We start from the raw sequence: 23,993 nt of genomic DNA, 5'->3' as shown, positions 1-23,993 counted from the left end.
CCATGAGCGAGAGCGACACTTCCGTTGAAATGCTGGAGCCGGTCGAGGACGTTGGCGGCGTCGCGCAGCCGTTGCTGCAGGTCAATGGTCTCACGAAGCACTTCCCGGTGCGCGGCGGCCTGTTTGCCGCCAAGCGCACCGTGCGCGCCGTCGACAACGTCACCTTCACTGTCGCCAAGGGCGAGACCGTCGGCATCGTCGGTGAATCCGGCTGCGGCAAGTCGACCACGGCGCGGCTATTGATGCATCTGATGCCGCGCGATACCGGCGACATCGTCTATGACGGCATGACCGTCGGGCAGGCGCTGAGCTTGCGCGAGCTGCGCCGCGGCATGCAAATGGTGTTTCAGGATTCCTACGCCTCGCTCAATCCACGCCTCACGATCGAGGAATCGATCGCCTTCGGTCCCAAGGTTCACGGCATGGCCGACGGCGCGGCGCGCGCGCTGGCGCGCGAGCTGCTTGGCAAGGTCGGCCTGCGCCCGGAAAACTTCGCCAATCGCTATCCGCACGAGATCTCCGGCGGCCAGCGCCAGCGCGTCAACATTGCGCGGGCGCTGGCGCTGTCGCCGCGGCTGGTGATCCTGGATGAGGCCGTCTCCGCGCTGGACAAATCGGTCGAGGCGCAGGTGCTGAACCTGCTGGCCGATCTCAAGCGCGAGTTCGGTCTGACCTATCTCTTCATCAGCCATGACCTCAACGTCGTGCGCTACATCTCGGACCGCGTGCTGGTGATGTATCTCGGCGAGGTCGTCGAGCTCGGTCCGGTCGACCAGGTCTGGGACAGTCCTGCGCATCCCTACACCCGGGCACTGCTGGCTGCGATGCCGTCCTCCGACCCTGATCGCCGCACCGAAAAGCCGCCGATCACGGGCGATCCGCCCAATCCGATCGATCCGCCGTCCGGCTGCCGCTTCCACACCCGTTGTCCGTTTGCGGAGCCGCTCTGCGCAAATGCGACACCAAAGCTCACTGCGCTGGATAAGATGGGCCACGAGGCTGCGTGCTACATGGCGATACCGGGTTCTGGCCATAGCCGTGCGCCCAGGGAGAAGACCACATGACGAGACCGACACCGAAAGAGATCAAGCCGATCGCGCTGGTTGCGGGCGTGCCCGTGGACGACGAGATCGCAACCCGCATCTCCAATGCCATCGGCCCTGCGTTCGAAGGCTTTGCCGCCATCGCCGGCACGCTGCCGTTCGACCTCGAGCCCGCCGGCTATGTGCTTGTGCAGACGCAGAAGGTGTCGAAATGAGCCATGAGCCCGCCTTGATGACGCTGACCGAGGTCGCGCGCGCGATCGCGACGAAGCAGCTGTCCTCCCATGAGGTGACGCGTGCGGCGCTGCATCGCATTGCGCAGTGGCAGCCGCACCTCAACGCCTTCATGTCGATTGAGTCCGAGGCGGCTTTGAAGGCTGCGGAAGCTGCCGACGCCGAGCTCGCCAAGGGCAATGTCCGTGGTCCGCTGCACGGCGTGCCGCTCGCGCACAAGGACATGTATTACGACGCCGGCCATGTCGCGACCTGCGGCTCGCTGATCCGCCGCGATTTCGTGCCGACCGTGACGTCGACGGCGCTGCAGCGGCTGAAGGACGCCGGCCAGGTCCGGCTCGGCACGCTGCACCTTGCAGAGTTCGCCTATGGTCCGACCGGCCACAACGCCCATTACGGCCCGGTGCGCAATCCCTGGAATGTCGCCCATATCACCGGCGGCTCGTCGTCGGGCTCCGGCTCGGCGGTCGCCGCGCGCCTGACCTATGCGGCGCTCGGCTCGGACACCGGCGGCTCGATCCGCATGCCCGCGCATTTCTGCGGTGTCACGGGACTCAAGACCACGGTCGGCCGCGTCAGCCGCGCGGGCGCGATGCCGCTGTCGCAATCGCTCGACACCGTCGGCCCGCTCGCCCGCACTGCCGAGGATTGCGCGCTGTTGCTGGCGCTGATGGCCGGCCCGGATCCCGCCGATTCCACCTGCAGCCACGAACCGCTGTCGGACTATGTCGGCGCGACGAAAGGCTCGCTGAAGGGCCTCAAGATCGGCGTGCCTGCGTCCTTCTATGTCGATGATCTCGACGCTGAGGTCGCGCGCGTGCTCGACGAGACCATCGCGGTGCTCAAGCGCGAGGGCGCCGACATCGTCAAGGTCGAGCTGCCGGATCAGCGGCAATTGTCTTCGGCGAGCCAGCTCGTGCTCGCCGCGGAAGCTGCCGCCTTCCACAAGCGCTGGTTGATCGAGCGGCCGCAGGATTACGGCGCGCAGGTGCTGATGCGGCTGCAGAACGGCCTCGCCGTTCCCGCCATCACCTATCTGGAGGCGATGCGCTGGCGCGGGCCGGCGCTCGCGGCCCACAATGCCGCAACGGCAGGCGTCGATGCGGGGATCGCGCCGGCCTCGCCGGTGCCGGCGCCGACAATCGAGGAGAGCGATGTCGGCGGCGGCCCGAACGCGCCGGCGATGGTGCAGCGGCTGACGCTGTTCACCCGTCCGGTGAACTTCCTCGGCCTGCCCTCGCTCACAGTGCCTTCCGGCTTCACCCGAAGTGGCCTGCCGGTCGGCATGCAGCTGATCGGCCGCTCCTTCGATGAAGCGACCCTCCTCACCATCGGCGCCGCCTTCCAGCGCGTCACCGATTATCACGATCGATTGCCGAAACTGCCGTCATGACCAAACTCGTCGAGATCTCGGGCCTCAACATCCGCTTCACCGGCGAGCGCACGGTCTATGCCGTGAACGACCTCAGCCTGTCGCTGGGCAATAGCGAGGTGCTGGGCCTGCTCGGCGAGTCCGGTTCGGGCAAGAGCGTGACGCTGCGTGCCTTGATGCGGCTGTTGCCGAAGAAGCGCACGCAGATCACAGGGACGGTCAATGTGATGGGACAGGACGTGCTCGCCATGAACGACGAGCAGCTGTCGTCCTTCCGCGGCCAGACCGTCTCGATGATCTTCCAGGAGCCGGCGCTTGCGCTCGACCCGGTCTACACCATCGGCGCGCAGATCGCCGAAAGCGTGGTGCGCCACGAAGGCAAGAGTTTTGCGGAAGGGCGCGCGCGGGCGCTGGAAATGCTCGAGGTCGTGCGCATCCCCTCCGCCAAGCGGCGGCTGGACGCCTATCCGCACGAGATGTCCGGCGGCATGCGTCAGCGCGCAATGATCGCACTGGCGCTGGCCTGCCGGCCAAAGATCTTGCTCGCGGACGAGCCGACCACGGCGCTCGATGCCACCGTGCAGATCCAGATCCTGCTGCTGCTGCGCGAGCTGCAGCGCGAGTTCGGCATGTCCGTGATCTTCGTCACTCACGACATCGGCGTCGCCATCGAGATCTGCGACCGCGTCGCAGTGATGTATGCCGGCCAGATCGTCGAGCAGGGCAGCTTGCGCGACATCGTCCGCACTCCGGTGCACCCCTATGCCAAGGGCCTGCTTGCCTCCACCATCCACGGCGCTAAGCGGGGACAGCGCCTCGAGACCATCCCGGGCACGCCGCCCTCGCTGGCCGAAAAGCCCCACAACTGCTCCTTCGCCCCGCGCTGCAAGCTCGCCGAGCCGCGTTGCCTGGAGCAACTGCCTGCCAATGTGGAGGTCGGACCGGGCCGGGCGGCCAGATGCGTGCTCGCGGAGCCCGTCACGGCGGCGTCATAGTTTCGGATGCGTTGAACCAAGCGCGCGGCAACGCTCATCAGCACCCATTCACACCCCATTCATGCCGGTTCCCGTTCCATGCTCCGTTCACGGAAAGGGACCTCACCGATGTACATTTCCAACGAAGGACTGCTCGTCATCCTGTTCGTCGGCCTCGTCGCCGGCTGGCTCGCGGGCAAGATCGTGCGGGGTGCCGGGTTCGGCATCATCGGCGACATCGTGATCGGCATCTGCGGTGCGCTGGTGGCGAGCCTCCTGTTTCCGAAGCTCGGCATCCGCCTCGGCACGGGCCTGGTCTCCGAGATCGTCTATTCTGCCATCGGAGCGGTCATCCTGCTGCTGGTGGTGCGGCTGGTGCGTGGCGGCGGCCGGCTGTAGGGCATTTTCGGTTCTGATTGAATCAGAACCGAAGCTCTAGCTTCTTGTTTTGACGCGTTTTCTTCACGCGAACCGGTGTCCACTTCGCTCGAAAACGCTCTGGGAGCCGCCCGGTTCGTACGATCGGAACTCGCCGCCTTGCCAGAACTGGGGAGGGTCGGCGTCTCAGCACCAAAAAGCCGCAAAGACTGTGAAATACCGGACTTGCGTATGGGAGCATCACGGGTAGATGTGGCCCATCAGGGTTCTGGAGAACCCGGCCCGCGTTGGACGCCGCGCCAACATGATGTTAATCCGGGGCGAGTAGCCTGAATTGCCCGTGAAATCAGGGGCTTTGGCCCCCACCTGAAAGAGATCAGACTGATGGCAGCCGGTCCCGGCGTCCGCCGTTCAGAGCTCGGTGACGCCTTGCGCGCATGTCGCACGGCGTTTGTCGGCGTCGGCTTGATGAGCTGCATGATCAACCTGCTCTATCTGACCGGGTCGATCTTCATGCTGGAGGTCTACGACCGGGTGCTGCCGAGCCGCAGCGTCCCGACCCTGGTCGGCCTGATCATCCTCGCCAGCTTCCTCTACATGGCGCAGGGCGTGCTCGACATGATCCGCAACCGGATCCTGGGGCGGATCGGCACCGCGCTCGATGAGGCCCTCAACAAGCGCGTGTTCGACACCATCGTGCGCCTGCCGCTCCTGGTCGGCAACCGCAACGAAGGTCTGCAGCCGCTGCGCGATCTCGACAATGTCCGCTCCTTCCTCGGCGGCATGGGCCCGAGTGCCTTCTTCGACCTGCCCTGGCTGCCGCTGTACCTCGCCATCTGTTTCGCCTTCCACGTCATGATCGGCGTCACCGCATTGGTCGGCGCCTTCATCCTGGTCGGGCTGACGCTGGTCACCGAGTTCATGTCGCGCCAGCCGGCGAAGGAGGCGATGGGCCTTGCCGCCCAGCGCAACGATCTCGCCCAGGCCAGCCGCCGTAACGCCGAAGTCATGGTGTCCATGGGCATGGCCGGCCGGATGAACCAGCGTTGGAGCGAGGCCAACGAGCGATATCTCGCCGGCAATCAGCGCGCCAGCGACGTCGCCGGCGGCTTAGGGGCGGTTGCAAAGGTGCTGCGCATGATGCTGCAATCGGCCGTGCTCGCGGTCGGCGCCTATCTCGTCATCCACCAGGAGGCGACCGCCGGCATCATCATCGCCGGTTCGATCCTCTCCGCCCGCGCGCTGGCGCCCGTCGATCTCGCCATTGCGCATTGGAAATCCTTCGTCGCCGCACGCCAGAGCTGGCAGCGCCTCACGCGCCTGCTGGAGCAGATCCCGGCGCAGACCATTCCGACCCAGTTGCAGGCGCCCTCGAGCCGGCTCTCGGTCGAAGGCGTCGCCATGGTGCCGCCGGGCGACCAGCGTCTCATCGTGCAGGACATCAGCTTCGCGCTCGCCGCGGGCAACGGCCTCGGCGTGATCGGCCCGAGCGGCTCGGGCAAGTCGTCGCTGATCCGCGCGCTGGTCGGGGTCTGGCAGCCGGTGCGCGGCAAGGTGCGGCTCGACGGCGCGGCGCTCGATCAATGGTCCTCCGACATGCTCGGCCGGCACATCGGCTATCTGCCGCAGGACGTCGAATTGTTCGGCGGCACCATCGCGCAGAACATCAGCCGGTTCGATCCCGAGGCCACGTCCGAGAGCATTATCGCGGCGGCAAAGCAAGCCGGCGTGCACGAGATGATCATCAAGATGCGCGAGGGCTACAATACGCAAGTCGGCGAGCAGGGCGCTGCGCTGTCCGCTGGCCAAGCGCAGCGTGTGGCGCTGGCGCGCGCGCTCTACGGCAACCCCTTCCTGATCGTCCTCGACGAGCCCAACTCCAATCTCGACACCGAAGGCGATGAGGCGCTGACGCGTGCCGTCCGCTCGGCGCGCGAGCGCGGCGCCATCGTCGTCGTGGTGGCGCACCGTCCGATCGGCGTCGAGGCGGTCGACCAGATCCTGGTGCTGCGCGACGGCCGCATGCAGGCGTTCGGTCCGAAGGAGCAGGTGCTCGCCCAGGTGCTGCAGCCGCGTGTGACGCCGCCGGCACCGATCAAAATCGTCAGCGAGGGCGGAGTAGCAAAGCCATGAGCACGATGGCCATCGGCGGCCCGAAGCCTGCCGCGAAGAAGACCGTGCGCGAATCCATCAAGTTTCACCTGCTGCTCGGGCTTGGCATCGTGCTGGTCCTGGCGGTCGGTCTCGGCGGCTGGGCCTCGACCGTGCTGATCTCGGGCGCGCTGATCGCGCCGGGCCAGATCGTGGTCGAATCCAACGTCAAGAAGGTGCAGCATCCGACCGGCGGCGTGGTCGGCGAGGTCCGCGCCCGCGACGGCGACCTGGTCAAGTCCGGCGACATCGTGGTGCGGCTCCACGACACCGTCACCAGGGCCAACCTTGCCATCGTCACCAAGAATCTCGACGCCGCTCAGGCGCGTGCGGCGCGATTGCAGGCCGAGCAGCGCGGTGTCGACAAGATCGAGTTTCCGCAAGCCCTGCTCGAGCGCGCCAGCGATCCCGACGTCAAGCTGCTGCTCTCCGCCGAAACCAAGCTGTTCGACGTCCGCGTCAACGGTCGCACCGGGCAGAAGGCGCAGCTGCGCGAGCGCATCACGCAGCTCAACGAGGAAATCGCGGGTCTCAGCGCCCAGGAGAAGGCCAAGGACCAGGAGATCGCGCTGGTGCAGAACGAGCTCACCGGCGTGCGCGAGCTCTACGACAAGCGTCTGGTGCAGATCTCGCGCCTGACCCAGCTCGAGCGCGACTCGGCGCGCCTCAACGGCGAGCGCGCGCAGTACATCGCCTCGCGTGCCCAGGCCAAGGGCAAGATCACCGAGACCGAGCTGCAGATCATCCAGGTCGACAAGGATGTGGTCAGCGAGGTCTCCAAGGATCTGCGCGAGACCAACGACAAGATCGGGGAGCTGATCGAGCGCAAGGTCGCGGCCGAAGACCAGCTTCGCCGGGTCGATATCCGTGCGCCGCAAGACGGCATGGTGCTGCAGTCGACGGTGCACACGGTCGGCGGCGTCGTCACCGCCGGCGACACCTTGATGCTGATCGTGCCGCAGGCGGACGATCTCCAGGTCGAGGCCAAGGTCAATCCGGTCGACATCGACAAGCTCCAGATCGGCCAGAAGACGCTGCTGCGTCTCTCCGCGTTCAACCAGCGCACCACGCCCGAGCTCAACGGCCTCGTCAGCCGCGTCTCCCCCGACGTCACCACCGACCAGCGCACCGGCCAGAGCTACTACACCATCCGCGTCTCGATGCCGGCCGAAGAAGTCGCCCGTCTCGGCGACGTCAAGCTGATCCCCGGTATGCCCGTGGAAGCGTTCGTCCAGACCGGCGATCGCACCATGCTGTCCTACCTGATGAAGCCGCTGCACGACCAGCTGATGCGCGCGTTCCGCGAGAAGTAACGCGCGAAAGCGCGTCATCTTACCTCGCAATGACGACTTGGCTGTCAGTTTGCTATACTGCGATGGCAAACAGCAACACGGCGGTCGAACCATGCAATCTCCTCCCTCCATCGCCACCGAATCCTTCTCCGACGCGTCGCTCGCCGTTGCCCGCCTCGAAGAAATCTACGAGCGCAACACCAAGTTCCTGCGGGACCGGTTCGAGGCCTATGTTGGCGGCGAGGCGATCACGACGCGGGTGCGTGCCTATTATCCCTTCGTACGCATCACGACCGCGACGCATGCGCGGCTGGATTCGCGGCTCGCCTACGGTTTCGTCGCCGGGCCCGGCGTGCATGAGACCAGCGTGACGCGGCCGGATCTGTTCCGGAGCTATCTCGTCGAGCAGATCGGATTGCTGCTCCAGAATCACGGCGTGCCCGTCGAGATCGGCGAGTCCAATGAGCCGATCCCGATTCACTTCGCCTACCGCCGCGACATCAATATCGAGGCGGCCATCACCACCAGCGAGAACTCGCCGGTGACGCGATCGCTGCGCGATGCGTTCGACGTGCCTGACCTCGCCACCATGGACGACGCCATCGCCGACGGCACCTTCGAGCTGCGGCCCGGCGCGCCCGAGCCGCTGTCGCTGTTTCGCGCCGCCCGCGTCGACTACTCGCTGCGCCGGCTCTATCACTATACCGGCACCGATCCCGAATATTTCCAGAACTTCGTGATCTTCACCAACTACCAGTTTTATGTCGACGCCTTCGCGCAGCTCTCTCAGCAGCGGCTGCAGTTGGGTGAGGCCGGCCTCGACGCCTTTGTCGCGCCGGGCAATGTCATCACGCGCAGCGGCGGCACCACCAGCGGCACCGCGCCGGTGCGCGGGCCGCAGATGCCGGCCTTCCATCTGGTCGCACCCGACTATCGCGGCATCACGTTGATCAACATCGGCACCGGTCCCTCCAACGCGCGCAACGTCACCGACCACGTCGCCGTGCTGCGCCCGCATGCCTGGCTGATGCTCGGTCACTGCGCCGGCCTGCGCAACACGCAGCGGCTCGGCGATTACGTGCTCGCGCACGGCTATGTGCGCGAGGACCACGTGCTCGACCGCGAGCTGCCGCTGTGGGTGCCGATACCGGCGCTCGCCGAGATGCAGGTCGCGCTCGAGGAGGCGGTCGAGGACGTCACGGGGCTCGAAGGCTTCGAGCTCAAGCGTCTGATGCGCACCGGGACGGTGGCGAGCGTCGACAACCGCAATTGGGAGATCTCCGGACCTGGGGTGATCCGCCGCCTGTCACAGTCGCGCGCGGTTGCGCTCGACATGGAATCGGCCGCGATCGCCGCCAACGGCTACCGCTTCCGCGTGCCCTACGGCACCCTGTTGTGCGTCTCCGACAAGCCGCTGCACGGCGAGATCAAGCTTGCGGGCATGGCCAGCGAATTCTACCGCCGCCGCGTCGGCCAGCATCTCGAGATCGGCCTCAAGGCGCTGGAGCGTCTCAAGCAGCAGGAATCGGAGCGGCTGCATTCGCGAAAGCTCCGCAGCTTCGCCGAGGTGGCCTTCCAATAAAGGTCACCGGAGCTGCCGTACGAATGCTGGTGCCTCCGCAAGCGCAGCGTCCCGGAATAATGCTGCCGAGGCAGGGTTATCAATTCGTCCGGGGCCGCTTGAAACAGTAGAGGCAGACATGATCGCAGCGATGATCAGACGCGCCGTATTGGGTGCATTCGCGGCCGCCCTGTTGAGCTCGCCGGCATTTGCCGCCGGCGGAGGCGGGGGGGGCGGAGGAGGGGGCGGCGTCAGTTCCACCGATCCGTACGCCGGGGCCTATTCGGATCAGAAGCCGCAGCCGGCCTATCCGAAACGCCCGGGTGCCAAGGCGAGCCAGAAAGGCAAGAAGCCGAACAACCAGTCCGGCATCGGCGATCCCGCATTCGCGGCCGGCTATCGCATGGCCTATGACACCATCTATGAGCGCAACGACTATGCGGCCGCGATCGCGCAACTGAGGTCGCTCGGGCATGACGACCATCCGAACGTCGCCAACCTCATCGGCTACTCCTATCGCAAGCTCGGTGATTACGAGCAGTCGCAGCTCTGGTATGAGCGCGCATTGAAGGCGGACCCGAACCACGTGCTGACGTGGCAATATTACGGCCTGTGGCAGCTGGAGCGCGGCAATCGCGAGCAGGCGCTCTATCACCTCGAGCGCATCGCATCCATTTGCGGGACGAATTGCGAGGAGTATCGATCGTTGGCCGCGGCGCTCGACAGGCCGACCGGCACGGCGCTCGTCTATTGAAGCCGGAGAGCAGCGCTTCATCGAGACGCCCTACCGAGGGGCTTCGGATGCCTGCGATGTCCATGCGCGGATAGTGACAAGGCGTCAGATTTTCAGCATTGTCCCGTTCGGGGACGAACGGGATAATTGGATGCCGCTGACGCGCGACAAGATCATCGGCCACGATCTCGAACGGCTGGCGTTTCGCTTCACCATGCTGAACGACGACGAGGTCGTGCAGTGCCAGATCAGCGACGCCGCGATGGATGAGCTCGCCGGTATGCAGGGAACCGAAAGCAGCGCGCGGCAGGCGCAGTTCCTGTCGCTGCGCGAGACCATCGAGCGGATCGCGTCAGATCTCTACGACGAAGCACCGCGGTTTCAGGGCTATGTGGTGCGGATCTTCATGCGGCATTTGGGAAGGCGAGATTGAAGTGGGCCGCGGGTACAAATCTCTCACCGTCACCCTGAGGTGGCCGCTTCTTCAGCGGCCCTCGAAGGGCGACGGCCCGGCAGCATCTCGGCCGTCCATCCTTCGAGGCTCGCCACCTGGCGCGCTGCGCCACGTGTTTCGCACCTCAGGATGACGGATCACCCCTCCAGCTTCCTCAGCAACAATTTCAGCGCCGTCGCTGCGAACATTTGCATGTTGCCGAAGCGGTCATTGTCACTCGTCTCCAGCGTCATCACCTCTGACGCGGGTCCCGCAACCGCCATGCAGCTGTGGCCGGCGGCATCGCCATAGCGGTTGCCGGTGGGGCCGGCTGCGCCGGTCTCGGACAGCCCCCAGTCGCTGTCGAAGCGCGTTCGCATCCGCTCGGCCAGCAGTCGCGCGTAAGGCTCCGACGAGGACCGAAAGCCCTTCATTCCTTCGTCCGAAATATCCATCAGCACGCGCCTGGCATCGCGGGTATAGACCACCGCGCCGCCGAGGAAATAGGCGGATGCGCCGGGCACCGCAAGCAGGCTGGCCGCGATCAGGCCGCCGGCGGAGGATTCGGCCACCGCAATGGTCTGCTTGCGCGCGATCAGTTTGGCGGCGACCTGTTCCGCAATGCCGACGAGCTCTTTCATTTCGTAACCTCTCATTCCTTCGCAACCGAGCTCAGCCTTCCTAGCATATGGCAGGACGCTTGGCCGAGTTGCGGGCGGCGGGCAGGCCTGCTTCAATGGCGGGGGAAAGACCAGACATACGAGGAAACGTGAAGGAGACGTGATGGCGTCCCTGATCGCCGGCGGCGTGGATTGCGATGTGCATCCGGCCGTGCCGCATCTGACCAGCCTGCTGCCGTACCTGAACGACTATTGGCGCGATCAGGTGACGACCCGCGGCATGGTCGATCTTATCTCGCAATCCTATCCGCAGAATTCGCCGATCACGGCGCGGCCCGACTGGCGCCCCGAGAGCGGCAAGCCCGGCGAGAGCCTGACGGACATGCAGCGTCACGTGCTCGATGGCTTCAAGCTCGACTATGCCATCTGCAACCCGCTCTACGGTGTGCAGATGGTGTTTTCGGAAGACATGCAGGCCGCTTTCTGCCGCGCGCTGAACGATTGGCTGGCAAAGGAATGGCTCGACCGCGACGCGCGGCTGCGCGGCTCGATCGTGATCCCGACGCAGAGTGTCGAGAAGGCCGTCGCCGAGATCGAGCGCTGCGCGCAGGACCAGCGCTTCGTTCAGGTGCTGATGCTGGTCATGGGCGACACGCCGCTCGGCAAGCGCGCGCTGTGGCCGATCTATGAAGCCGCGGAACGACTGAATCTGCCGGTCGGCGTCCACGCCGGTTCCGCCTATCACAATCCCCCGACCGCCGTGGGGTGGGGTTCCTATCACATCGAGGACTATGTCGGTCAGGCCCAGGCGTTCCAGACCCAGCTCACCAGCCTGATCGTCGAGGGCGTGTTCGCCAAATATCCGCGCCTGAAAATGGTGCTGCTGGAGTCGGGCGTCTCCTGGATCTCGCCTTATCTCTGGCGGCTGCACAAATTCTGGCGCGGGGTGCGGATGGAGACGCCGTGGGTGGATCGCGCGCCGCTGGACATTGTGCGCAGCAACATCCGTTTCTCGTTACAGCCATTTGATGCGCCGCCGAACGAGGCGACATTAAATCGCCTGTTTGATCATATGCAGTCCGACGAATTGGTCCTATTCTCCACGGACTATCCGCACTGGCAGTTCGACGGCCAGGACGCGCTGCCCGAAGGTCTGTCCCCCGATCTCGTGCGCAAGATCATGATCGACAATCCGCATGCAACCTATCCCCGCCTGACATGAGCCCGCTGCCAAAGGAGGCAAGGCGATGAACATCCAGTTCCGCGAGAACCAAGAAGCCGCTTCCCCGCTGACCGTCAAAACCGCAATCGCGGACTGCGACATCCACCCGGCGCGCGCCGCCCGCACCGAGCTCTATCCCTACCTCGCCAAACGCTGGCAGCATCATCTCGAAGTCTACGGCGTCCATGCCTATCAGGGCATGATGGAAGGCCCGCCCTATCCGAAGGCCCAGCCCAATGCCTCGCGCCGCGATGCCTGGCCGCCGGAAGGGGGACCGCAGGGCTCCTCGCTGTCCTTCATGCAGAAGCAGCTGCTCGATCCCAACAACGTGCAGCTGGGCGTGCTCAATCCGCTGGGCACCGGGCAGGGCATCCGCAATCACGAGCTCTCGGCCGCTCTGTGCTCGGCGATCAACGACTGGCAGATCGACAAATGGACCAGCAAGGACAAGCGGTTGAAGGCCTCGATCGTGGTCGGCAATGAGGACGGGCTGTCGGCCGCTGCCGAAATCCGCGAGCGCGCCGGCGACAAGAATTTCGTGCAGGTGCTGCTGCTCAGCCGCAACGTCGAGCCGCTCGGCCAGCGCCGCTATTGGCCGATCTACCAGGCCGCGGAAGAAGCGGGGCTCCCGGTCGGCGTTCACGCTTTCGGGTTCGGCGGTAACCCGATCACGCCGTCGGGCTGGCCGTCTTATTACATCGAGGAGATGGTCGGGCATTCGCAGTGCCAGCAATCGGCGCTGGCGAGTCTGGTTTTGGAGGGAGTGTTCGAGCGCTTCCCGAAACTGAAGATGGTGATGATCGAGGCCGGCTTCGGCTGGGCGCCGTCGCTCTGCTGGCGGCTCGACAAGGCCTGGCAGCGCCTGCGCAGCGAGGTGCCGCATGTGAAGCGGCCGCCGTCGGAATATATCCGCGAGCAGGTGTGGTGGACGACGCAGCCGATGGAGGATCCGGAGCGGCGGGAGGATCTGTTCGACGTGATCAACTGGATCGGCTGGGACCGTCTGCTGTTCGCCACCGACTATCCGCATTGGGACTATGACGAGCCGTCGCGCGTCTTGCCGGCCGGCGTCAGCGAAGCCAATCGCGAGGCGTTCTATCTCGGCAACGCGAAGAAATTGTACGGCGTTTGCTGATGGCAAGACACGTCATCGCGCCGGTCGACGAGCTTCCGCCGGGCACGCGAAAATTTCTGGAGATCGATGGGCGGCCGATCGCCGTCTTCAACATCAAGGGCGAATATTTCGGCCTGATGAATCGCTGCCCGCATCAGGGCGCGGCGCTGTGCGAGGGGCCGCTGATCGGGCTCGCGCAGTCGAAGGATCCCGGCGAGATCGAATACACCAAGCTCGGCGAGATCATCCGCTGCCCCTGGCACGGCTGGGAGTTCGACATCCGCACCGGCCAATCCTATTGCGATCCCCGTCGTTTCCGCGTCAAGGCCTATCCGGCCCATGTCGAGCCCGGCGCCAGTGTGGTGAAGGGACCGTATGTCGCCGAGACGATTCCCGTGAAGGTCGAGAGCGACTACGTGGTGGTGGAGCTGTAGCCTCCGTCGTCATTCCGGGCTCGCCTCTTCGAGGCGCCCCGGAATGACACCCGCCTCAATGCCCCGCTACCGGCTCCGGCACCGCATCATAGGTCGGCACCGCATCATAGGTCGGCACCGCCTTGCCACCGCCGCGATACACCGTCGAGGCCGCGATGATGCCGAGCAGTGCTGCGAACATCAGCCAGAAGCCGGGCGAAGCCTTGTCGCCGGTGCGCTCGATCAGCCAGGTCGAGGCGAACGGGGTGAATGTGCCGAACAGGGCGGCGGCGAGCGCGAAGGCGAGCGAGAAGCAGGTGGTGCGCACATGCGCCGGCACGATCTCGACCAGCGCGCCCAGCATGGTGCCGCTGTAGACGCCGAAATAGAACGAGAACATCATCTCGACCGCGAGCAGCTTGCCGAAGGTCGGCGCCGCCACCAGCCAGTGCAGCGCCGGATAAGCGGTGACGAGCGAAAGGCTCGCGATGACGAGCAGCACCGGCTTGCGGCCGATGCGGTCGGACAGCGCGCCGCCGACCGGATTCCAGATGAAATTGGTGACGGCGACCAGCAATGTGACCAGCAACGCGTCCTGCGTCGACAGCTTCAGGACGGTCTTGCCGAAGGTCGGGGTGTACACCGTGACGAAGTAGAACGTCGTCGTGGTCAGGATCGCGATCATCATGCCGAGCACGACGATGCGCCAGTTGGCGAGCGCGGAGGCGAACACCTCGCGAGCAGTCGGATGCTTCTTCATGGCGAGGAAGGCCGGCGTCTCCTCCAGCGTCCGCCGCAGCACGAAGATCAGGGGAATGATGAGGCAACCGACGAAGAATGGAATGCGCCAGCCCCAAGCGGCGACGGTGTCGGCCGGCATCACTTCGGACAGCAGGTAGCCGAGGATCGAGGCGACGAAGATCGCGACCTGCTGGCTCGACGACTGGAACGAGGTGTAGAAGCCGCGATTGCCGGGCGTCGAGATTTCGGCCAGATACACCGACACGCCGCCAAGCTCGACGCCGGCGGAGAAGCCTTGCAGCAGGCGGCCGATCAGCACGATGATCGGCGCGGCGATGCCGATGGTCGCATAGCTCGGGCATAATGCGATCACGACGGTGCCGAACGCCATGATGCCGAGCGTGACGATCAGGCCCTGGCGGCGGCCGATGCGGTCGATATAGGCCCCGAGCACGATGGCGCCGACCGGACGCATCAAGGCGCCGAGCCAGAACACGCCGAAGGTGTTGAGCAGCGACGCCGTCTCGTTGCTGGACGGGAAGAACGCCTTGCCGATCGCGGCGGCATAGAAGCCGAACAGGAAGAAGTCGAACTGCTCGAGGAAATTGCCGCTCGTGGCACGCAGGATCGCACCGATGCGCGACTTGATTGCGGGCGAATTAGTTGAGGTGGCTGGTCCAGCCATGGCGTTGCTCCCCTTCAAGACGTGGCCGGACCGGGACCCATTCACGGCAAGGCGACAGGTTGATGCTGCGACAATCTGTCACACCCCTTCCCGCGCGAGGCGGGGCGAGTCAATCCGTTTTGCGGAAGAAGCTGCTGATTCTTCAGGCTTTATTTTGCGTTGCAGCAATCAGCCATTGGCGGAACGCCGCCAGCTTTGGCGGCTCCCGATGGCCTTCCGGGGCGACTAGGTAGAAGCCGGCGTCCGTGGGCAGCGCGATCTTGAAGGGCACCACGAGCCGGCCCTTCGCAATGTCGTCGCGGACATAGGATGTCCGTCCCATCGCGACGCCGATGCCGTCGATCGCGGCCTGGATGGTCATGAAGATCATGTCGAAGGTGATGCCGGGATGCCGCGCGATGTCGGCCGGCAGGCCGGCCGCGGTGAGCCATAGCCGCCAGTCGTCGCTGTTGGCGTTCGAGGTGTGCAGCAATGCGTGGCTACGCAGATCTTCCGGCCGGCGCAGCGGCTTGTCGCCGCGCAGCAGCGAAGGACTGCACACCGGAAACAACTCATCCGCCATCAGCCAGTCGGCGCGCAGGCCCGGCCACTGGCCGCGGCCGTAGCGGATCGCAGCGTCGACATTGTCGCGCTGGAAGTCGACCAGGCTGGTGGAGGTGGTGATGCGGACATCGATGCCGGGATGTTGCTCCTGGAAACCCGCCAGCCGCGGCAGCAGCCATTTTGCGGCGAGCGAGGCCAGCGTCGAGACCGTCAGCACCTTGTCGTCGTCCTTGCGCAACAGCCGGTCGGTCGCCAGGCGCAGGTCGTTGAAGGCGGCGCGGACGCCCGGGAGGTAGTCGCGCGCCTCCGGCGTCAGCGCCAGCGCGCGGTTTTGCCGGATGAACAGGCGGATACCGAGCTCCTCCTCGAGCCTTCGGATCTGATGGCTGATCGCGGTCTGCGTCACGTTCAGCTCGGCGGCCGCCAGCGTGAAGCTGAGGTGGCGCGCAGCGGCCTCGAACGCCCGCAATCCGTTCAGGGACGGCAATCTGGCAGTCATTTGGCAGCAGGATACATGACGTTATTTCATGCGAAAAGGTACAAATTGTCGTTTGTCGCGGTGCAATAAGAAGCAGATATTCGCGGTCAAGTTAGCTCCAGGAGCTGAAAATGTCCACTTTGACCCACAACTCGATGACAAATCATCATGCGCCAGGGCTGATCGAGCAGATCGGCGAGACGCTTCACCTGTGGCATGAGCGCTACCGGACCCGGCGCGAGCTCACGCAATGGACCGCGCGCGATCTCCACGACGTCGGACTGTCCTGGTCCGATATCGCCTTTGAAGCCGACAAACCCTTCTGGCGGGCCTGATTGGCCGCCAGGCCGGCGCCGCCTGACCTCAGGGGCGCCGGCGGTCCCTTTCCGTATGGCATGTGTCATGAGCACTCTTCGCCTCGAAGACCTGAAGCAATATTCGGACGCACTGCGCACCCGGCACGGCGAGGCGCTCAATGTCCGTTTCGTCGAGCCGCGCGACACCGACGAGCTGCAGCACTATTTCCGCTCGCTCTCGACCCGCTCTCGCTACAACCGGTTCTTCGGCGCCATCAGCGAATTGCCGAAGGGCCTGCTGCACGATTTCCTCGAGGTGGGCGAGCGCGATCGCTTCACGATCGTGGCGACCATGATGATCGACGGCTTCGAGACCATCGTGGCCGAAGCGCGCTACGCGCTGCATGCGGAAACCGCGACGCTCGAATTCGGCCTGTCGGTCGACGACCGCTGGCAGGGCCATGGCATCGCCACCGCGCTGATGAAGAATCTCGAATGCCGCGCGGCCGCGCTTCGAGCCGAGCACATGTTCGGCGACACGCTGCGCTCCAATGAGGCCATGGTCTCGCTCGCACGCAAGTCCGGCTTCGCCTTCGTCAATCATCCCGACGATTGGAAGCTGGTGCGCTTCGACAAGGAGATCGCGGTCGCACCGCGAGACATTCCCTGCGCGAGCTGGCGCCTCGCCGCCCTTTCCCGTCAGGCCGAACGCCCCTCAGCCTCGGCCTGACACACTGCAAGCCCGGCCTGGTCACCCAGCGCCGGGCATTTTTTTGCGCTTGGTCCGGGTTACAGACCAACGTCTACTTCCCGGTAAAAACCGCCTTGCGCTTCTCGATGAAGGCCTGCACGGCCTCCTTGTGGTCGGCGGTCGTGGTCAGGCGCCCCAGCCGCTCGGCCTCATGGTCGCGCGCGGTCTCGAAGTCGAACAGCACGGCCTCGTCGAGATTGTCCTTCATGTATCGCAGCGCAAGGCGCGGGCCTTCGGCGAGCGACCTTGCCAAGGCGAAAGCTTCGGCCTGCAGCTTGTCGTCAGGCACGACGCGGTTGACGAGGCCGATCGCTTCGGCGCGCGTGGCGTCGACGCGATCGCCGGTGAACATCAATTCGCGCGCCCGCGCGGTGCCGACGAGGCGCGTCAGCAACCAGGCGATGCCGTAATCGCCCGACAGCGCGATGCGGGCATAGCCGGTGGCAACGAAGGCCGATTGCGCGGCGATGCGGATGTCGCAGGCCATGGCGATGGCAAGCCCGGCGCCGACCGCCGGGCCGGGCAGCGCGGCGATGGTCGGCTTGCGTACCGACACCAGCGCGCCGGTCAGCAGCCGCTGCCGCTCCTGGAGGTCGGCGATGCGGTCGTCCAGCGACATTTCCAGCTTCTTCGGGTCGCGATGCGCGCCCATGCCCTTGACGTTGCCGCCGGCACAGAAAGCTTCGCCCGCGCCGGTGAGCAGCAGCGCGCCGACCTCGGGGTTCTCGCCGCAGCTCCGGATCATGCTGCGCAGGGCCGGCGTCAGCGCGTCCGACAGCGAGTTGCGCGCTTCCGGCCGGTTCAGCGTGATGATCGCGACGCGGTCGCGGATGACGCAGAGGAGCTCGTTGGTGCCGGTATCGATGGTGGTTCCGCTGGTCATGTCGCCTTCCCATTTTGTTGTCGTTCCGGGGCGATGCGAAGCATCGAACCCGGAATCTCGAGATTCTCAGGTGCGCAACTGCGCACCATAGTTCGGTCCTGCGGACCGCCCCGGAATGACGAACTCAATTCAAAACTTCTCCACCCAGGGCCGCAGCTCCAGCTCCCAGCTCCAGGCGCTGCGCGGCTGCTGCAACACGTTCCAATAGCTCAGCGCAATCGCATCAGGATCGAGCATCGAATCGGGCTTGTCCGCCGCTTCCGCGCGGGCCGCGCTGCGGATGCCGCCGTCGATCACGAAATGCGCGACGTGGATGCCCTGCGGCGACAATTCGCGCGCCAGGCTCTGCGCCAGTCCGCGCAGCGCGAACTTGCCCATCGCGAACGAGGCCGATTGCGCATAGCCCTTGACGCTGGCCGAAGCGCCGGTGAACAGGATCGCGCCGTGCCTGTTCGGCAGCATGCGTTTTGCGGCCTGCTGCGCCACCAGGAAGCCGCCATAGGCGCTGACTGCGATCGCATTGGCGACGTCGGCCGGGACGAGATCGACGAACGGCCCGCGCGTCCGGCCGCTGGCGTTGTAGACGACGAGATCGGGCGAGCCGATCTCGCGCTCGACCAGCCCGAACAGGCGCTCGACCTCGTCAGGCTCGGTGGCGTTGCAGGCATAGGCCTTCGCGCCGGTCTCGCTGCAGAGCGCGCCGAGCTTCTCGATCTTCCGCGCAGCCAGCGCAACGCGAATGCCTTGGGCGGCAAGCAAGCGCGCCAATGACGCGCTCAGTCCTTCGCCGGCGCCGACGATGAGGGCGATCTTGTATTTGGGATGTTCCATGGCGGGTCTCTCGGAAACAGGGAGCCGTTGATCTATGCACGCCTACGCGAACAACCAGCCGGCGCGATCAAAATTCCGCAGAGCGAATTGCTCCATCACGGCGATCATGCCTCCCTGACAATTTGCGGCTTTATCGCGCTTCCTGACTGGAGCATGATCGACATCATTCAACGCGGCAAGCGCCAAATCAGCGCAAATGTCCGCAGGGCGGAAACGATAGAGGACGATCATGCACAAGCCGGCCACAGCACAGCCGAAGAACGCCGCGGCCGAGCCATCCGGCCTGCTCGCGCCCGACACCACCGGCATGAATTTCTATCGCGCCGATCCGGCGCTCACGGATCTGCTCCGCATCCATCTGCCGGAGAAGCTGTTCCGCCATATCGAGCCGCATCTCGATCGCCTCGGTGAGCTCGCCGGCGGCCGTCTCGACGAGTGCGCGCGGCTCGCCGATCGGCACACGCCGGTGCTGCATCAGCGCGACAAGTTCGGCCGCGACGTGCAATGGATCGAATATCACCCGGCCTATCGCGAGCTGGAGAACGCCGCGTTCGGCGAGTTCGGTATCCATGCGCTGTCGATCCGCAAGGGTATCATGGGCTGGCCGGACAAATACCCTGTTGTCGCCAAGCACGCCTTCACCTTCCTGTTCAACCAGACCGAATTCGGCATGGGCTGCCCGATCAACGTCACCGACGGCTGCGCCAAGCTCCTGGCGAATTTCGGCAGCGAGGCACTGAAGGCGAAATATCTCGATGGCCTGACCTCGACCGACATGAGCAAGCTCACCCAGGGCGGCCAATTCATGACAGAGAAGGAGGGCGGCTCTGACGTCGGCACGCTGACCACGCGCGCGGTGCAGGAGGGCGACCATTGGCGTCTCTACGGCGAAAAATGGTTCTGCTCGAACGCCGATGCGAAAGTCGTGATGCTGCTTGCGCGGCCTGAAGGCGCCGGCCCCGGCACGCGCGGCGTTGGCCTGTTCCTGATGCCGCGGTTCCTCGACGACGGCGCGCAGAATCACTACCGGATCGTGCGCCTCAAGGACAAGCTCGGCACGCGCTCGATGGCGTCAGGGGAGATCAAGCTGGAAGGTGCGATCGCCTATGCGGTCGGCAAGCTCGACCGCGGCTTCGTGCAGATGGCCGAGATGGTGAACTCGTCGCGGCTCTCCAACGGCGTCAAATCCACCGCGCTGATGCGCCGCGCCTATCATGACGCGATGACGGTGGCGACCAACCGCGTGGTGTTCGGCAACCGCATCATCGCCCTGCCGCTCGGTCGCCGCCAGATGCTGAAGATCATGCTGCCGGTCGAGCAGGCGTTGTCGATGAGCTTCCTCACCGCGGACGCGCTCGACCGCGCCGAAGCCGGCAGCCAGGATGCCGCGGCGCTGCTGCGCATCCTCACGCCCACGTTGAAATTCCGCGCCACCCGTGATGCTCGAAAGGTCTGCGGCGATGCGCTCGAGATGCGCGGCGGCATCGGCTATGTCGAGGAGTTCGCCACGCCCCGTCTGTTGCGCGATGCGCATCTCGGTTCGGTCTGGGAAGGCACCGGCAACATCGTCGCGATCGATGCGCTCCGCCGCGCGGTCGGCCGCCATGGCGCGGAGTCCGCGCTCGCGGCCGATCTGCACGCCCGGCTCGACGACAGTGCCTCCGTGCCGCAGCCCTGGCGCGATCATCTGCGCGGCCTCACCGATCGCGCCGTCGGATTCGCGCGCGAGGTCGCGGCCAAGTCGGAGAACGAGGCCGATGCGCGCCGCGCCACGAGCGTGCTCTATCACGTTGCCAGCGCAGTCGCGCTCGCCTGGGAAGGGCATCGCATCCATGAGATGCGCGGCGATGCACGTCGGCTGCTGCTGTCGCGGCTCGTGGGCGACCACCGCGTATCGCCGAGCGATCCGTTCCGGCTCACGGAAAATCCGGCGCAAGCCAAGATTGCTGCGCTGCTGCTCGGCGATCGCGCAGCCGGCATGAGCGAGGTTGGCGAACTGGTTCTGGCAGCATAGGCTCGGTCTTCACCTCTCCCGCAGGGAGAGGTGACGTTCGCACGCAACGAAAATCAGAACAACGAGGAAACACCGATGAAGGCCGCCGTCCTCTATGAAGTCAATAAGCCGCTCGTCATCGAGGATATCAGCCTGCCGAAGCCGGGGCCGCGCGAGGTCCTGATCCGCACGGCGGTCGCCGGACTCTGCCACTCCGACCTGCACTTCATGGAAGGCCTCTATCCGCATCCGCTGCCGGCGGTGCTCGGGCACGAATCCGCTGGAATCGTCGAACAGGTCGGCTCGGATGTCACTTACGTCAAGCCGGGCGATCACGTCGTCACGTGCCTGTCGGTGTTCTGCGGCACCTGCGAGAACTGCACCACAGGCCGCACCGTGCTCTGCACCGACACCACGGTGAAGATGCTGCCGGGGGCCTCGAACCGGATGCAGTGGTCGAAGCCCGAAAAGCTGCACCAGTTCCTCAATCTCTCGTCCTTTGCCGAGCAGATGCTGGTGCACGAGAACGCGATCGTCAAAATCCGTAAGGAGATGCCGCTCGATCTTGCCGCGCTGATCGGCTGCGGCGTCATCACCGGCTATGGCGCGGTGGTGAACACCGCGAAGGTGACGGCGGGCGAGACCGTGGCGGTGATCGGCTGCGGCGGCGTCGGCATGGCCGCGATCAACGGCGCACAGATCGCGGGCGCCGGCCGCATCATCGCCATCGACACCAATCCGGCGAAGCTCCAGCTCGCAACCAAGTGGGGGGCGACCGACATCATCAACCCCGCCGATGGCGACGTGGTGAAGCAGGTCCGCGACCTCACCAATGGCGGCGTGCATCATTCCTTCGAGGTGCTCGGTCGCAAGGAGACCGCCGAGCAGGCGTTCGGCATGCTCGCCTCCGGCGGCACCGCGACCATCGTCGGCATGATCCCGTTCGGCCAGAAGATCGAGCTGCACGGCTTCGATTTCCTGCGCGAGCGCAGGATCCAGGGCTCCTCGATGGGCTCCAACCATTTCCGCGTCGACATGCCGCGCCTGGTCGATTTCTATCTGCGTGGCCGGCTGCACCTGGAGGACTGGATCTCGGCCAAGCTGAAGCTGTCCGAGATCAACGAGGGCTTTGCCAACATGAAGGCCGGCAAGACGCTGCGCAGCGTGATCGTGTTCGACAGCTAGCAGATGATGTCAATGCGACGGGACCGGACCGTCGCTCGAGGCGCAGCGCGACTCCTTGACGAGCAGCAGCGTCATGAGCGCAGCAAGGCCGGCGGCGAGCATATAGGCAGGCGATATGTTCAGGCCGGCGCCGGCGAACAGCAAATAAGAGAACAATCCTGCCGTCGACGCGGCGAAGCCAAGCCAGGCCAATCTCGGAAGGCGATATCCACGTTCGCCCTGGCGGAGGTCGAGCATGAGGTAGAACGCCAGAAAGGTGTTGCAGAGCGCCGCCGGCAACAGGCCCATGACGATGTCGCTCTCGAATGCGAGATAGGATAGCACGCCGTCGACCTGGGCGATCACCGCGAACGGCAGATAGCGCAGGTTGACGCAGGCCAGGGCGATGCTCGCAAGTTCGAACCCATAGAAATAGCGCTCGTGCATCTTGGGAAGCAGGTACGGCATCAGAATGAGCGACGCGCACGCGACGAGCAGAATGAACTCCGGCCCGGTCCGCCTGGACTGTGCGATGAAGATCGAGAGGGCAAGCCCGCTCGCTGCCGCGAGCACGAGGCCAATGGCGACTCCGGTTGTGTACGGCGTTCCTCCTGCGAACACCCAGATGTTCGCTGCATTCATGGTCAGGTGATGATACATGTTGGCCTGGCCGAGATAGACGCCGAGCACGGAGACCAGTGATCGGCCTGCAACGAGGACCGGAATGGCGATGATCGCGTAGACTCCTGGAATGGCGGCAAGCCACGCCAGGTGAATCTTGCGGCGCAAGATCATGCCGAGCACGAACGGTCCCAGGAACACGCCCTGGGCTTTGACCGAGCAGGCGACCGCGAATGGCAGAACGCCGTTTCGGTTGCGCATGAACATCGCCACCGACAGCAGGGCAAAGAAGGTCCAGATCGCATCGGCCTGCCCCCACATTGCGCCGTTGAAGAGCACCGTCGGTGCCAGCCAGATCGCGCAGAAGGCTACGGACGCGCGCAATGGCACCCTCGTCGCTCGCCAGACCATCCGGGCGACGACGATCGCGCAGCCGAGCTCGAAGATTGCCGAAAGCGCCTTCACCAGGGAAAGCGGCTGCGCGAGTCCGTCGAAGCGGGTCGCAATCAGCAGGAGATAGCTGTAAAATGGCGAGTAGTTGGTGAAAGTCTCGGCCAGCCCACCGATGCCGTGATCCCGGGCAAAGGCATACCACGGCATCAGGAACTGGAATGTATCGGCATTGGTGTGCTCCCGGGCGAGGTAACGGAGTGCTACGCCCGCAAATCCACACGCCAGCATGAGGACGATGGGAATGCGCCATCTCTCGGCGGGGAGCGATTGGTCTGGATTGACGCGATGAGAGGGCTCGCGGAGCGCGCCTATCTCGATTGGTTTGTTTGTCACGCAATCACTCTTGCTGGATTTGAGCGTACCCTTCGCCAGGCTCGCAAGCATTCCGAGCTTCGCCGCCCGTCGCCGTGACCTCCTCGCGGTCGAAGCCCCTGACGGCCTTTCGCGACTTGCAGTTCTGACGGGCGAACAATTGCCAGCTGTATAAATCTTGGATGCGCAGCTCGCACATTGTCCGGGAAAACATTGTTTGGTTAGCGATTGCTTTACGGGCGGCCATCGAAATGACCTGGCAAAATCCGACGCCCGCCGCCAGCGCTAAGCTCCGGCGTCGACCTCTCCCCGCTGTTTGCGGGAGGGGCAAAAAACCTCACCGCGACACGTGCGCCGACACTGCGAGCCACTTGCCGTTCTGCTTTGCCCAGCAATCGGTATAGCGGCCCGTGGCCTGCTGTCCGTCCGCCGTGGTGTAGCTCGTCGCGGCGTGGATGATGGCGAAGTCGCCCATGATGCGGATGACGACGTCATGCGCGTGCAGATTGCGAATCGCGATCGGCCGCGCCGTCTGCTCCAGGAAGGCCGCGCGGTCGATCAGCGTCTTGTCGGGATTGGAGCAGTAGAACTCCGGCGCCAGGATTTCGTCGAATCGCTTGACGTCGCAGTTCTGCACGGAGGCGACGTAGTCGCGATTGAGTGCGGTGAGCTCTTCCAGGTCCTGACTCATGACACTCGCTC

The 23,993-nt window shown here is 65.0% G+C and carries 25 protein-coding genes; 17 read left to right on the top strand and 8 right to left on the bottom strand.

The features are described from left to right. The first annotated feature begins 2 nt into the window (after positions 1–2). The 10 genes from X268_RS29070 to X268_RS29020 all read left to right on the top strand — a co-directional run bounded on the left by X268_RS29070 (position 3) and on the right by X268_RS29020 (position 10,171). Positions 3–1,064 carry an ABC transporter ATP-binding protein gene (locus X268_RS29070; RefSeq protein ID WP_164937979.1) on the top strand — a complete coding sequence of 354 codons (1,062 nt, stop codon included), beginning with the start codon at positions 3–5 and terminating at the stop codon, positions 1,062–1,064. Continuing rightward, entirely contained in the window at positions 1,061–1,258 is a 198-nt protein-coding gene (locus X268_RS29065; protein ID WP_128928116.1) for a hypothetical protein, read from the top strand. Before X268_RS29070 ends, X268_RS29065 begins: the two co-directional genes overlap by 4 nt. Next, positions 1,255–2,670, top strand: a complete 1,416-nt coding sequence (locus X268_RS29060; protein ID WP_128928115.1) for an amidase — start codon at positions 1,255–1,257, stop codon at positions 2,668–2,670. Before X268_RS29065 ends, X268_RS29060 begins: the two co-directional genes overlap by 4 nt. Beyond that, positions 2,667–3,644 (top strand): ABC transporter ATP-binding protein, encoded by a 978-nt coding sequence (locus tag X268_RS29055; RefSeq protein WP_128928114.1) that lies wholly within the window; start codon positions 2,667–2,669, stop codon positions 3,642–3,644. The genes X268_RS29060 and X268_RS29055 overlap by 4 nt, the downstream gene beginning before the upstream one ends. A gap of 108 nt (positions 3,645–3,752) precedes the next feature. Further along, positions 3,753–4,022, top strand: coding sequence for a GlsB/YeaQ/YmgE family stress response membrane protein (locus tag X268_RS29050; protein WP_128922300.1), 270 nt, complete (start codon positions 3,753–3,755; stop codon positions 4,020–4,022). A 363-nt stretch (positions 4,023–4,385) separates the two neighbouring features. Continuing rightward, positions 4,386–6,134, top strand: a complete 1,749-nt coding sequence (locus X268_RS29040; RefSeq protein ID WP_128928112.1) for a type I secretion system permease/ATPase — start codon at positions 4,386–4,388, stop codon at positions 6,132–6,134. Continuing rightward, on the top strand, positions 6,131–7,465 hold the full coding sequence (locus X268_RS29035; protein WP_128928111.1) for an HlyD family type I secretion periplasmic adaptor subunit: 1,335 nt from the start codon (positions 6,131–6,133) through the stop codon (positions 7,463–7,465). Before X268_RS29040 ends, X268_RS29035 begins: the two co-directional genes overlap by 4 nt. Positions 7,466–7,556: 91 nt before the next feature. After that, positions 7,557–9,026, top strand: a complete 1,470-nt coding sequence (locus X268_RS29030; RefSeq protein ID WP_164937978.1) for an AMP nucleosidase — start codon at positions 7,557–7,559, stop codon at positions 9,024–9,026. 118 nt (positions 9,027–9,144) lie between these two features. Continuing rightward, positions 9,145–9,759, top strand: a complete 615-nt coding sequence (locus X268_RS29025) for a tetratricopeptide repeat protein (protein ID WP_128928109.1) — start codon at positions 9,145–9,147, stop codon at positions 9,757–9,759. Positions 9,760–9,889: 130 nt separating this feature from the next. Then, positions 9,890–10,171 carry a DUF1488 family protein gene (locus X268_RS29020; RefSeq protein WP_128928108.1) on the top strand — a complete coding sequence of 94 codons (282 nt, stop codon included), beginning with the start codon at positions 9,890–9,892 and terminating at the stop codon, positions 10,169–10,171. A 158-nt stretch (positions 10,172–10,329) separates the two neighbouring features. On the opposite strand, the gene X268_RS29015 is transcribed toward X268_RS29020, so the two are convergent. Then, positions 10,330–10,812, bottom strand: a complete 483-nt coding sequence (locus X268_RS29015) for a CinA family protein (protein WP_128928107.1) — start codon at positions 10,810–10,812, stop codon at positions 10,330–10,332. 142 nt (positions 10,813–10,954) lie between these two features. On the opposite strand from X268_RS29015, the gene X268_RS29010 reads away from it, so the two are divergent. From X268_RS29010 to X268_RS29000, 3 genes are read left to right on the top strand one after another with little or no spacing between them, the layout of a single operon-like run. Further along, the gene (locus tag X268_RS29010; protein WP_128928106.1) at positions 10,955–12,013 is read left to right on the top strand and encodes an amidohydrolase family protein; all 1,059 of its coding nucleotides are present in this window, start codon (positions 10,955–10,957) and stop codon (positions 12,011–12,013) included. Between the two features lie 25 nt (positions 12,014–12,038). Next, positions 12,039–13,148: an amidohydrolase family protein gene (locus tag X268_RS29005; protein ID WP_128928105.1), complete on the top strand. Its 1,110-nt coding sequence runs from the start codon at positions 12,039–12,041 to the stop codon at positions 13,146–13,148. After that, positions 13,148–13,561, top strand: a complete 414-nt coding sequence (locus X268_RS29000) for a Rieske (2Fe-2S) protein (RefSeq protein ID WP_128928104.1) — start codon at positions 13,148–13,150, stop codon at positions 13,559–13,561. The genes X268_RS29005 and X268_RS29000 overlap by 1 nt, the downstream gene beginning before the upstream one ends. A 55-nt stretch (positions 13,562–13,616) precedes the next feature. Here X268_RS29000 and tcuC read toward each other — a convergent pair whose 3' ends face one another. Together tcuC and X268_RS28990 are read right to left on the bottom strand one after the other, a co-directional pair. Continuing rightward, entirely contained in the window at positions 13,617–14,966 is a 1,350-nt protein-coding gene (tcuC, locus tag X268_RS28995) for an MFS transporter (RefSeq protein ID WP_128928103.1), read from the bottom strand. Between the two features lie 142 nt (positions 14,967–15,108). Next, positions 15,109–16,008: a transcriptional regulator GcvA gene (locus X268_RS28990; protein ID WP_128928102.1), complete on the bottom strand. Its 900-nt coding sequence runs from the start codon at positions 16,006–16,008 to the stop codon at positions 15,109–15,111. 110 nt (positions 16,009–16,118) lie between these two features. On the opposite strand from X268_RS28990, the gene X268_RS28985 reads away from it, so the two are divergent. Both X268_RS28985 and X268_RS28980 read left to right on the top strand, forming a co-directional pair. Next, on the top strand, positions 16,119–16,322 hold the full coding sequence (locus X268_RS28985) for a DUF1127 domain-containing protein (RefSeq protein ID WP_128928101.1): 204 nt from the start codon (positions 16,119–16,121) through the stop codon (positions 16,320–16,322). 67 nt (positions 16,323–16,389) lie between these two features. Beyond that, the gene (locus X268_RS28980; RefSeq protein ID WP_128928100.1) at positions 16,390–17,013 is read left to right on the top strand and encodes a GNAT family N-acetyltransferase; all 624 of its coding nucleotides are present in this window, start codon (positions 16,390–16,392) and stop codon (positions 17,011–17,013) included. Positions 17,014–17,086: 73 nt separating this feature from the next. On the opposite strand, the gene X268_RS28975 is transcribed toward X268_RS28980, so the two are convergent. The 3 genes from X268_RS28975 to X268_RS28960 form a co-directional block, all read right to left on the bottom strand. After that, positions 17,087–17,917, bottom strand: a complete 831-nt coding sequence (locus X268_RS28975) for an enoyl-CoA hydratase (RefSeq protein WP_128928099.1) — start codon at positions 17,915–17,917, stop codon at positions 17,087–17,089. A gap of 129 nt (positions 17,918–18,046) precedes the next feature. After that, positions 18,047–18,748 (bottom strand): SDR family NAD(P)-dependent oxidoreductase, encoded by a 702-nt coding sequence (locus X268_RS28965; protein ID WP_128928098.1) that lies wholly within the window; start codon positions 18,746–18,748, stop codon positions 18,047–18,049. A gap of 42 nt (positions 18,749–18,790) precedes the next feature. Then, complete coding sequence (locus tag X268_RS28960; protein WP_128928097.1) at positions 18,791–18,979, bottom strand: hypothetical protein; 189 nt, start codon at positions 18,977–18,979, stop codon at positions 18,791–18,793. On the opposite strand from X268_RS28960, the gene X268_RS28955 reads away from it, so the two are divergent. Together X268_RS28955 and X268_RS28950 are read left to right on the top strand one after the other, a co-directional pair. Then, complete coding sequence (locus X268_RS28955; protein WP_128928096.1) at positions 18,978–20,762, top strand: acyl-CoA dehydrogenase family protein; 1,785 nt, start codon at positions 18,978–18,980, stop codon at positions 20,760–20,762. The genes X268_RS28960 and X268_RS28955 overlap by 2 nt on opposite strands. Before the next feature lie 75 nt (positions 20,763–20,837). Next, positions 20,838–21,926, top strand: coding sequence for a Zn-dependent alcohol dehydrogenase (locus tag X268_RS28950; RefSeq protein WP_128928095.1), 1,089 nt, complete (start codon positions 20,838–20,840; stop codon positions 21,924–21,926). 9 nt (positions 21,927–21,935) lie between these two features. Here X268_RS28950 and X268_RS28945 read toward each other — a convergent pair whose 3' ends face one another. Both X268_RS28945 and X268_RS28940 read right to left on the bottom strand, forming a co-directional pair. Continuing rightward, on the bottom strand, positions 21,936–23,312 hold the full coding sequence (locus X268_RS28945) for a hypothetical protein (RefSeq protein ID WP_128928094.1): 1,377 nt from the start codon (positions 23,310–23,312) through the stop codon (positions 21,936–21,938). A gap of 316 nt (positions 23,313–23,628) precedes the next feature. Next, complete coding sequence (locus tag X268_RS28940) at positions 23,629–23,982, bottom strand: nuclear transport factor 2 family protein (protein ID WP_128928093.1); 354 nt, start codon at positions 23,980–23,982, stop codon at positions 23,629–23,631. Positions 23,983–23,993: the final 11 nt, after the last annotated feature.

It is taken from the genome of Bradyrhizobium guangxiense (assembly GCF_004114915.1).
Classification (GTDB): Bacteria; Pseudomonadota; Alphaproteobacteria; order Rhizobiales; family Xanthobacteraceae; genus Bradyrhizobium; species Bradyrhizobium guangxiense.
This window is presented reverse-complemented; position numbering and strand designations above follow the sequence as displayed.

Bases quoted from the DNA above. Each gene is read 5' to 3' on its own strand.
- X268_RS29070 (WP_164937979.1), top strand. From the start codon at position 3: ATGAGCGAGAGCGACACTTCCGTTGAAATGCTGGAGCCGGTCGAGGAC.
- X268_RS29065 (WP_128928116.1), top strand. From the start codon at position 1,061: ATGACGAGACCGACACCGAAAGAGATCAAGCCGATCGCGCTGGTTGCG.
- X268_RS29060 (WP_128928115.1), top strand. From the start codon at position 1,255: ATGAGCCATGAGCCCGCCTTGATGACGCTGACCGAGGTCGCGCGCGCG.
- X268_RS29055 (WP_128928114.1), top strand. From the start codon at position 2,667: ATGACCAAACTCGTCGAGATCTCGGGCCTCAACATCCGCTTCACCGGC.
- X268_RS29050 (WP_128922300.1), top strand. From the start codon at position 3,753: ATGTACATTTCCAACGAAGGACTGCTCGTCATCCTGTTCGTCGGCCTC.
- X268_RS29040 (WP_128928112.1), top strand. From the start codon at position 4,386: ATGGCAGCCGGTCCCGGCGTCCGCCGTTCAGAGCTCGGTGACGCCTTG.
- X268_RS29035 (WP_128928111.1), top strand. From the start codon at position 6,131: ATGAGCACGATGGCCATCGGCGGCCCGAAGCCTGCCGCGAAGAAGACC.
- X268_RS29030 (WP_164937978.1), top strand. From the start codon at position 7,557: ATGCAATCTCCTCCCTCCATCGCCACCGAATCCTTCTCCGACGCGTCG.
- X268_RS29025 (WP_128928109.1), top strand. From the start codon at position 9,145: ATGATCGCAGCGATGATCAGACGCGCCGTATTGGGTGCATTCGCGGCC.
- X268_RS29020 (WP_128928108.1), top strand. From the start codon at position 9,890: ATGCCGCTGACGCGCGACAAGATCATCGGCCACGATCTCGAACGGCTG.
- X268_RS29015 (WP_128928107.1), bottom strand. From the start codon at position 10,812: ATGAAAGAGCTCGTCGGCATTGCGGAACAGGTCGCCGCCAAACTGATC.
- X268_RS29010 (WP_128928106.1), top strand. From the start codon at position 10,955: ATGGCGTCCCTGATCGCCGGCGGCGTGGATTGCGATGTGCATCCGGCC.
- X268_RS29005 (WP_128928105.1), top strand. From the start codon at position 12,039: ATGAACATCCAGTTCCGCGAGAACCAAGAAGCCGCTTCCCCGCTGACC.
- X268_RS29000 (WP_128928104.1), top strand. From the start codon at position 13,148: ATGGCAAGACACGTCATCGCGCCGGTCGACGAGCTTCCGCCGGGCACG.
- tcuC (WP_128928103.1), bottom strand. From the start codon at position 14,966: ATGGCTGGACCAGCCACCTCAACTAATTCGCCCGCAATCAAGTCGCGC.
- X268_RS28990 (WP_128928102.1), bottom strand. From the start codon at position 16,008: ATGACTGCCAGATTGCCGTCCCTGAACGGATTGCGGGCGTTCGAGGCC.
- X268_RS28985 (WP_128928101.1), top strand. From the start codon at position 16,119: ATGTCCACTTTGACCCACAACTCGATGACAAATCATCATGCGCCAGGG.
- X268_RS28980 (WP_128928100.1), top strand. From the start codon at position 16,390: ATGAGCACTCTTCGCCTCGAAGACCTGAAGCAATATTCGGACGCACTG.
- X268_RS28975 (WP_128928099.1), bottom strand. From the start codon at position 17,917: ATGACCAGCGGAACCACCATCGATACCGGCACCAACGAGCTCCTCTGC.
- X268_RS28965 (WP_128928098.1), bottom strand. From the start codon at position 18,748: ATGGAACATCCCAAATACAAGATCGCCCTCATCGTCGGCGCCGGCGAA.
- X268_RS28955 (WP_128928096.1), top strand. From the start codon at position 18,978: ATGCACAAGCCGGCCACAGCACAGCCGAAGAACGCCGCGGCCGAGCCA.
- X268_RS28960 (WP_128928097.1), bottom strand. From the start codon at position 18,979: ATGATCGTCCTCTATCGTTTCCGCCCTGCGGACATTTGCGCTGATTTG.
- X268_RS28950 (WP_128928095.1), top strand. From the start codon at position 20,838: ATGAAGGCCGCCGTCCTCTATGAAGTCAATAAGCCGCTCGTCATCGAG.
- X268_RS28940 (WP_128928093.1), bottom strand. From the start codon at position 23,982: ATGAGTCAGGACCTGGAAGAGCTCACCGCACTCAATCGCGACTACGTC.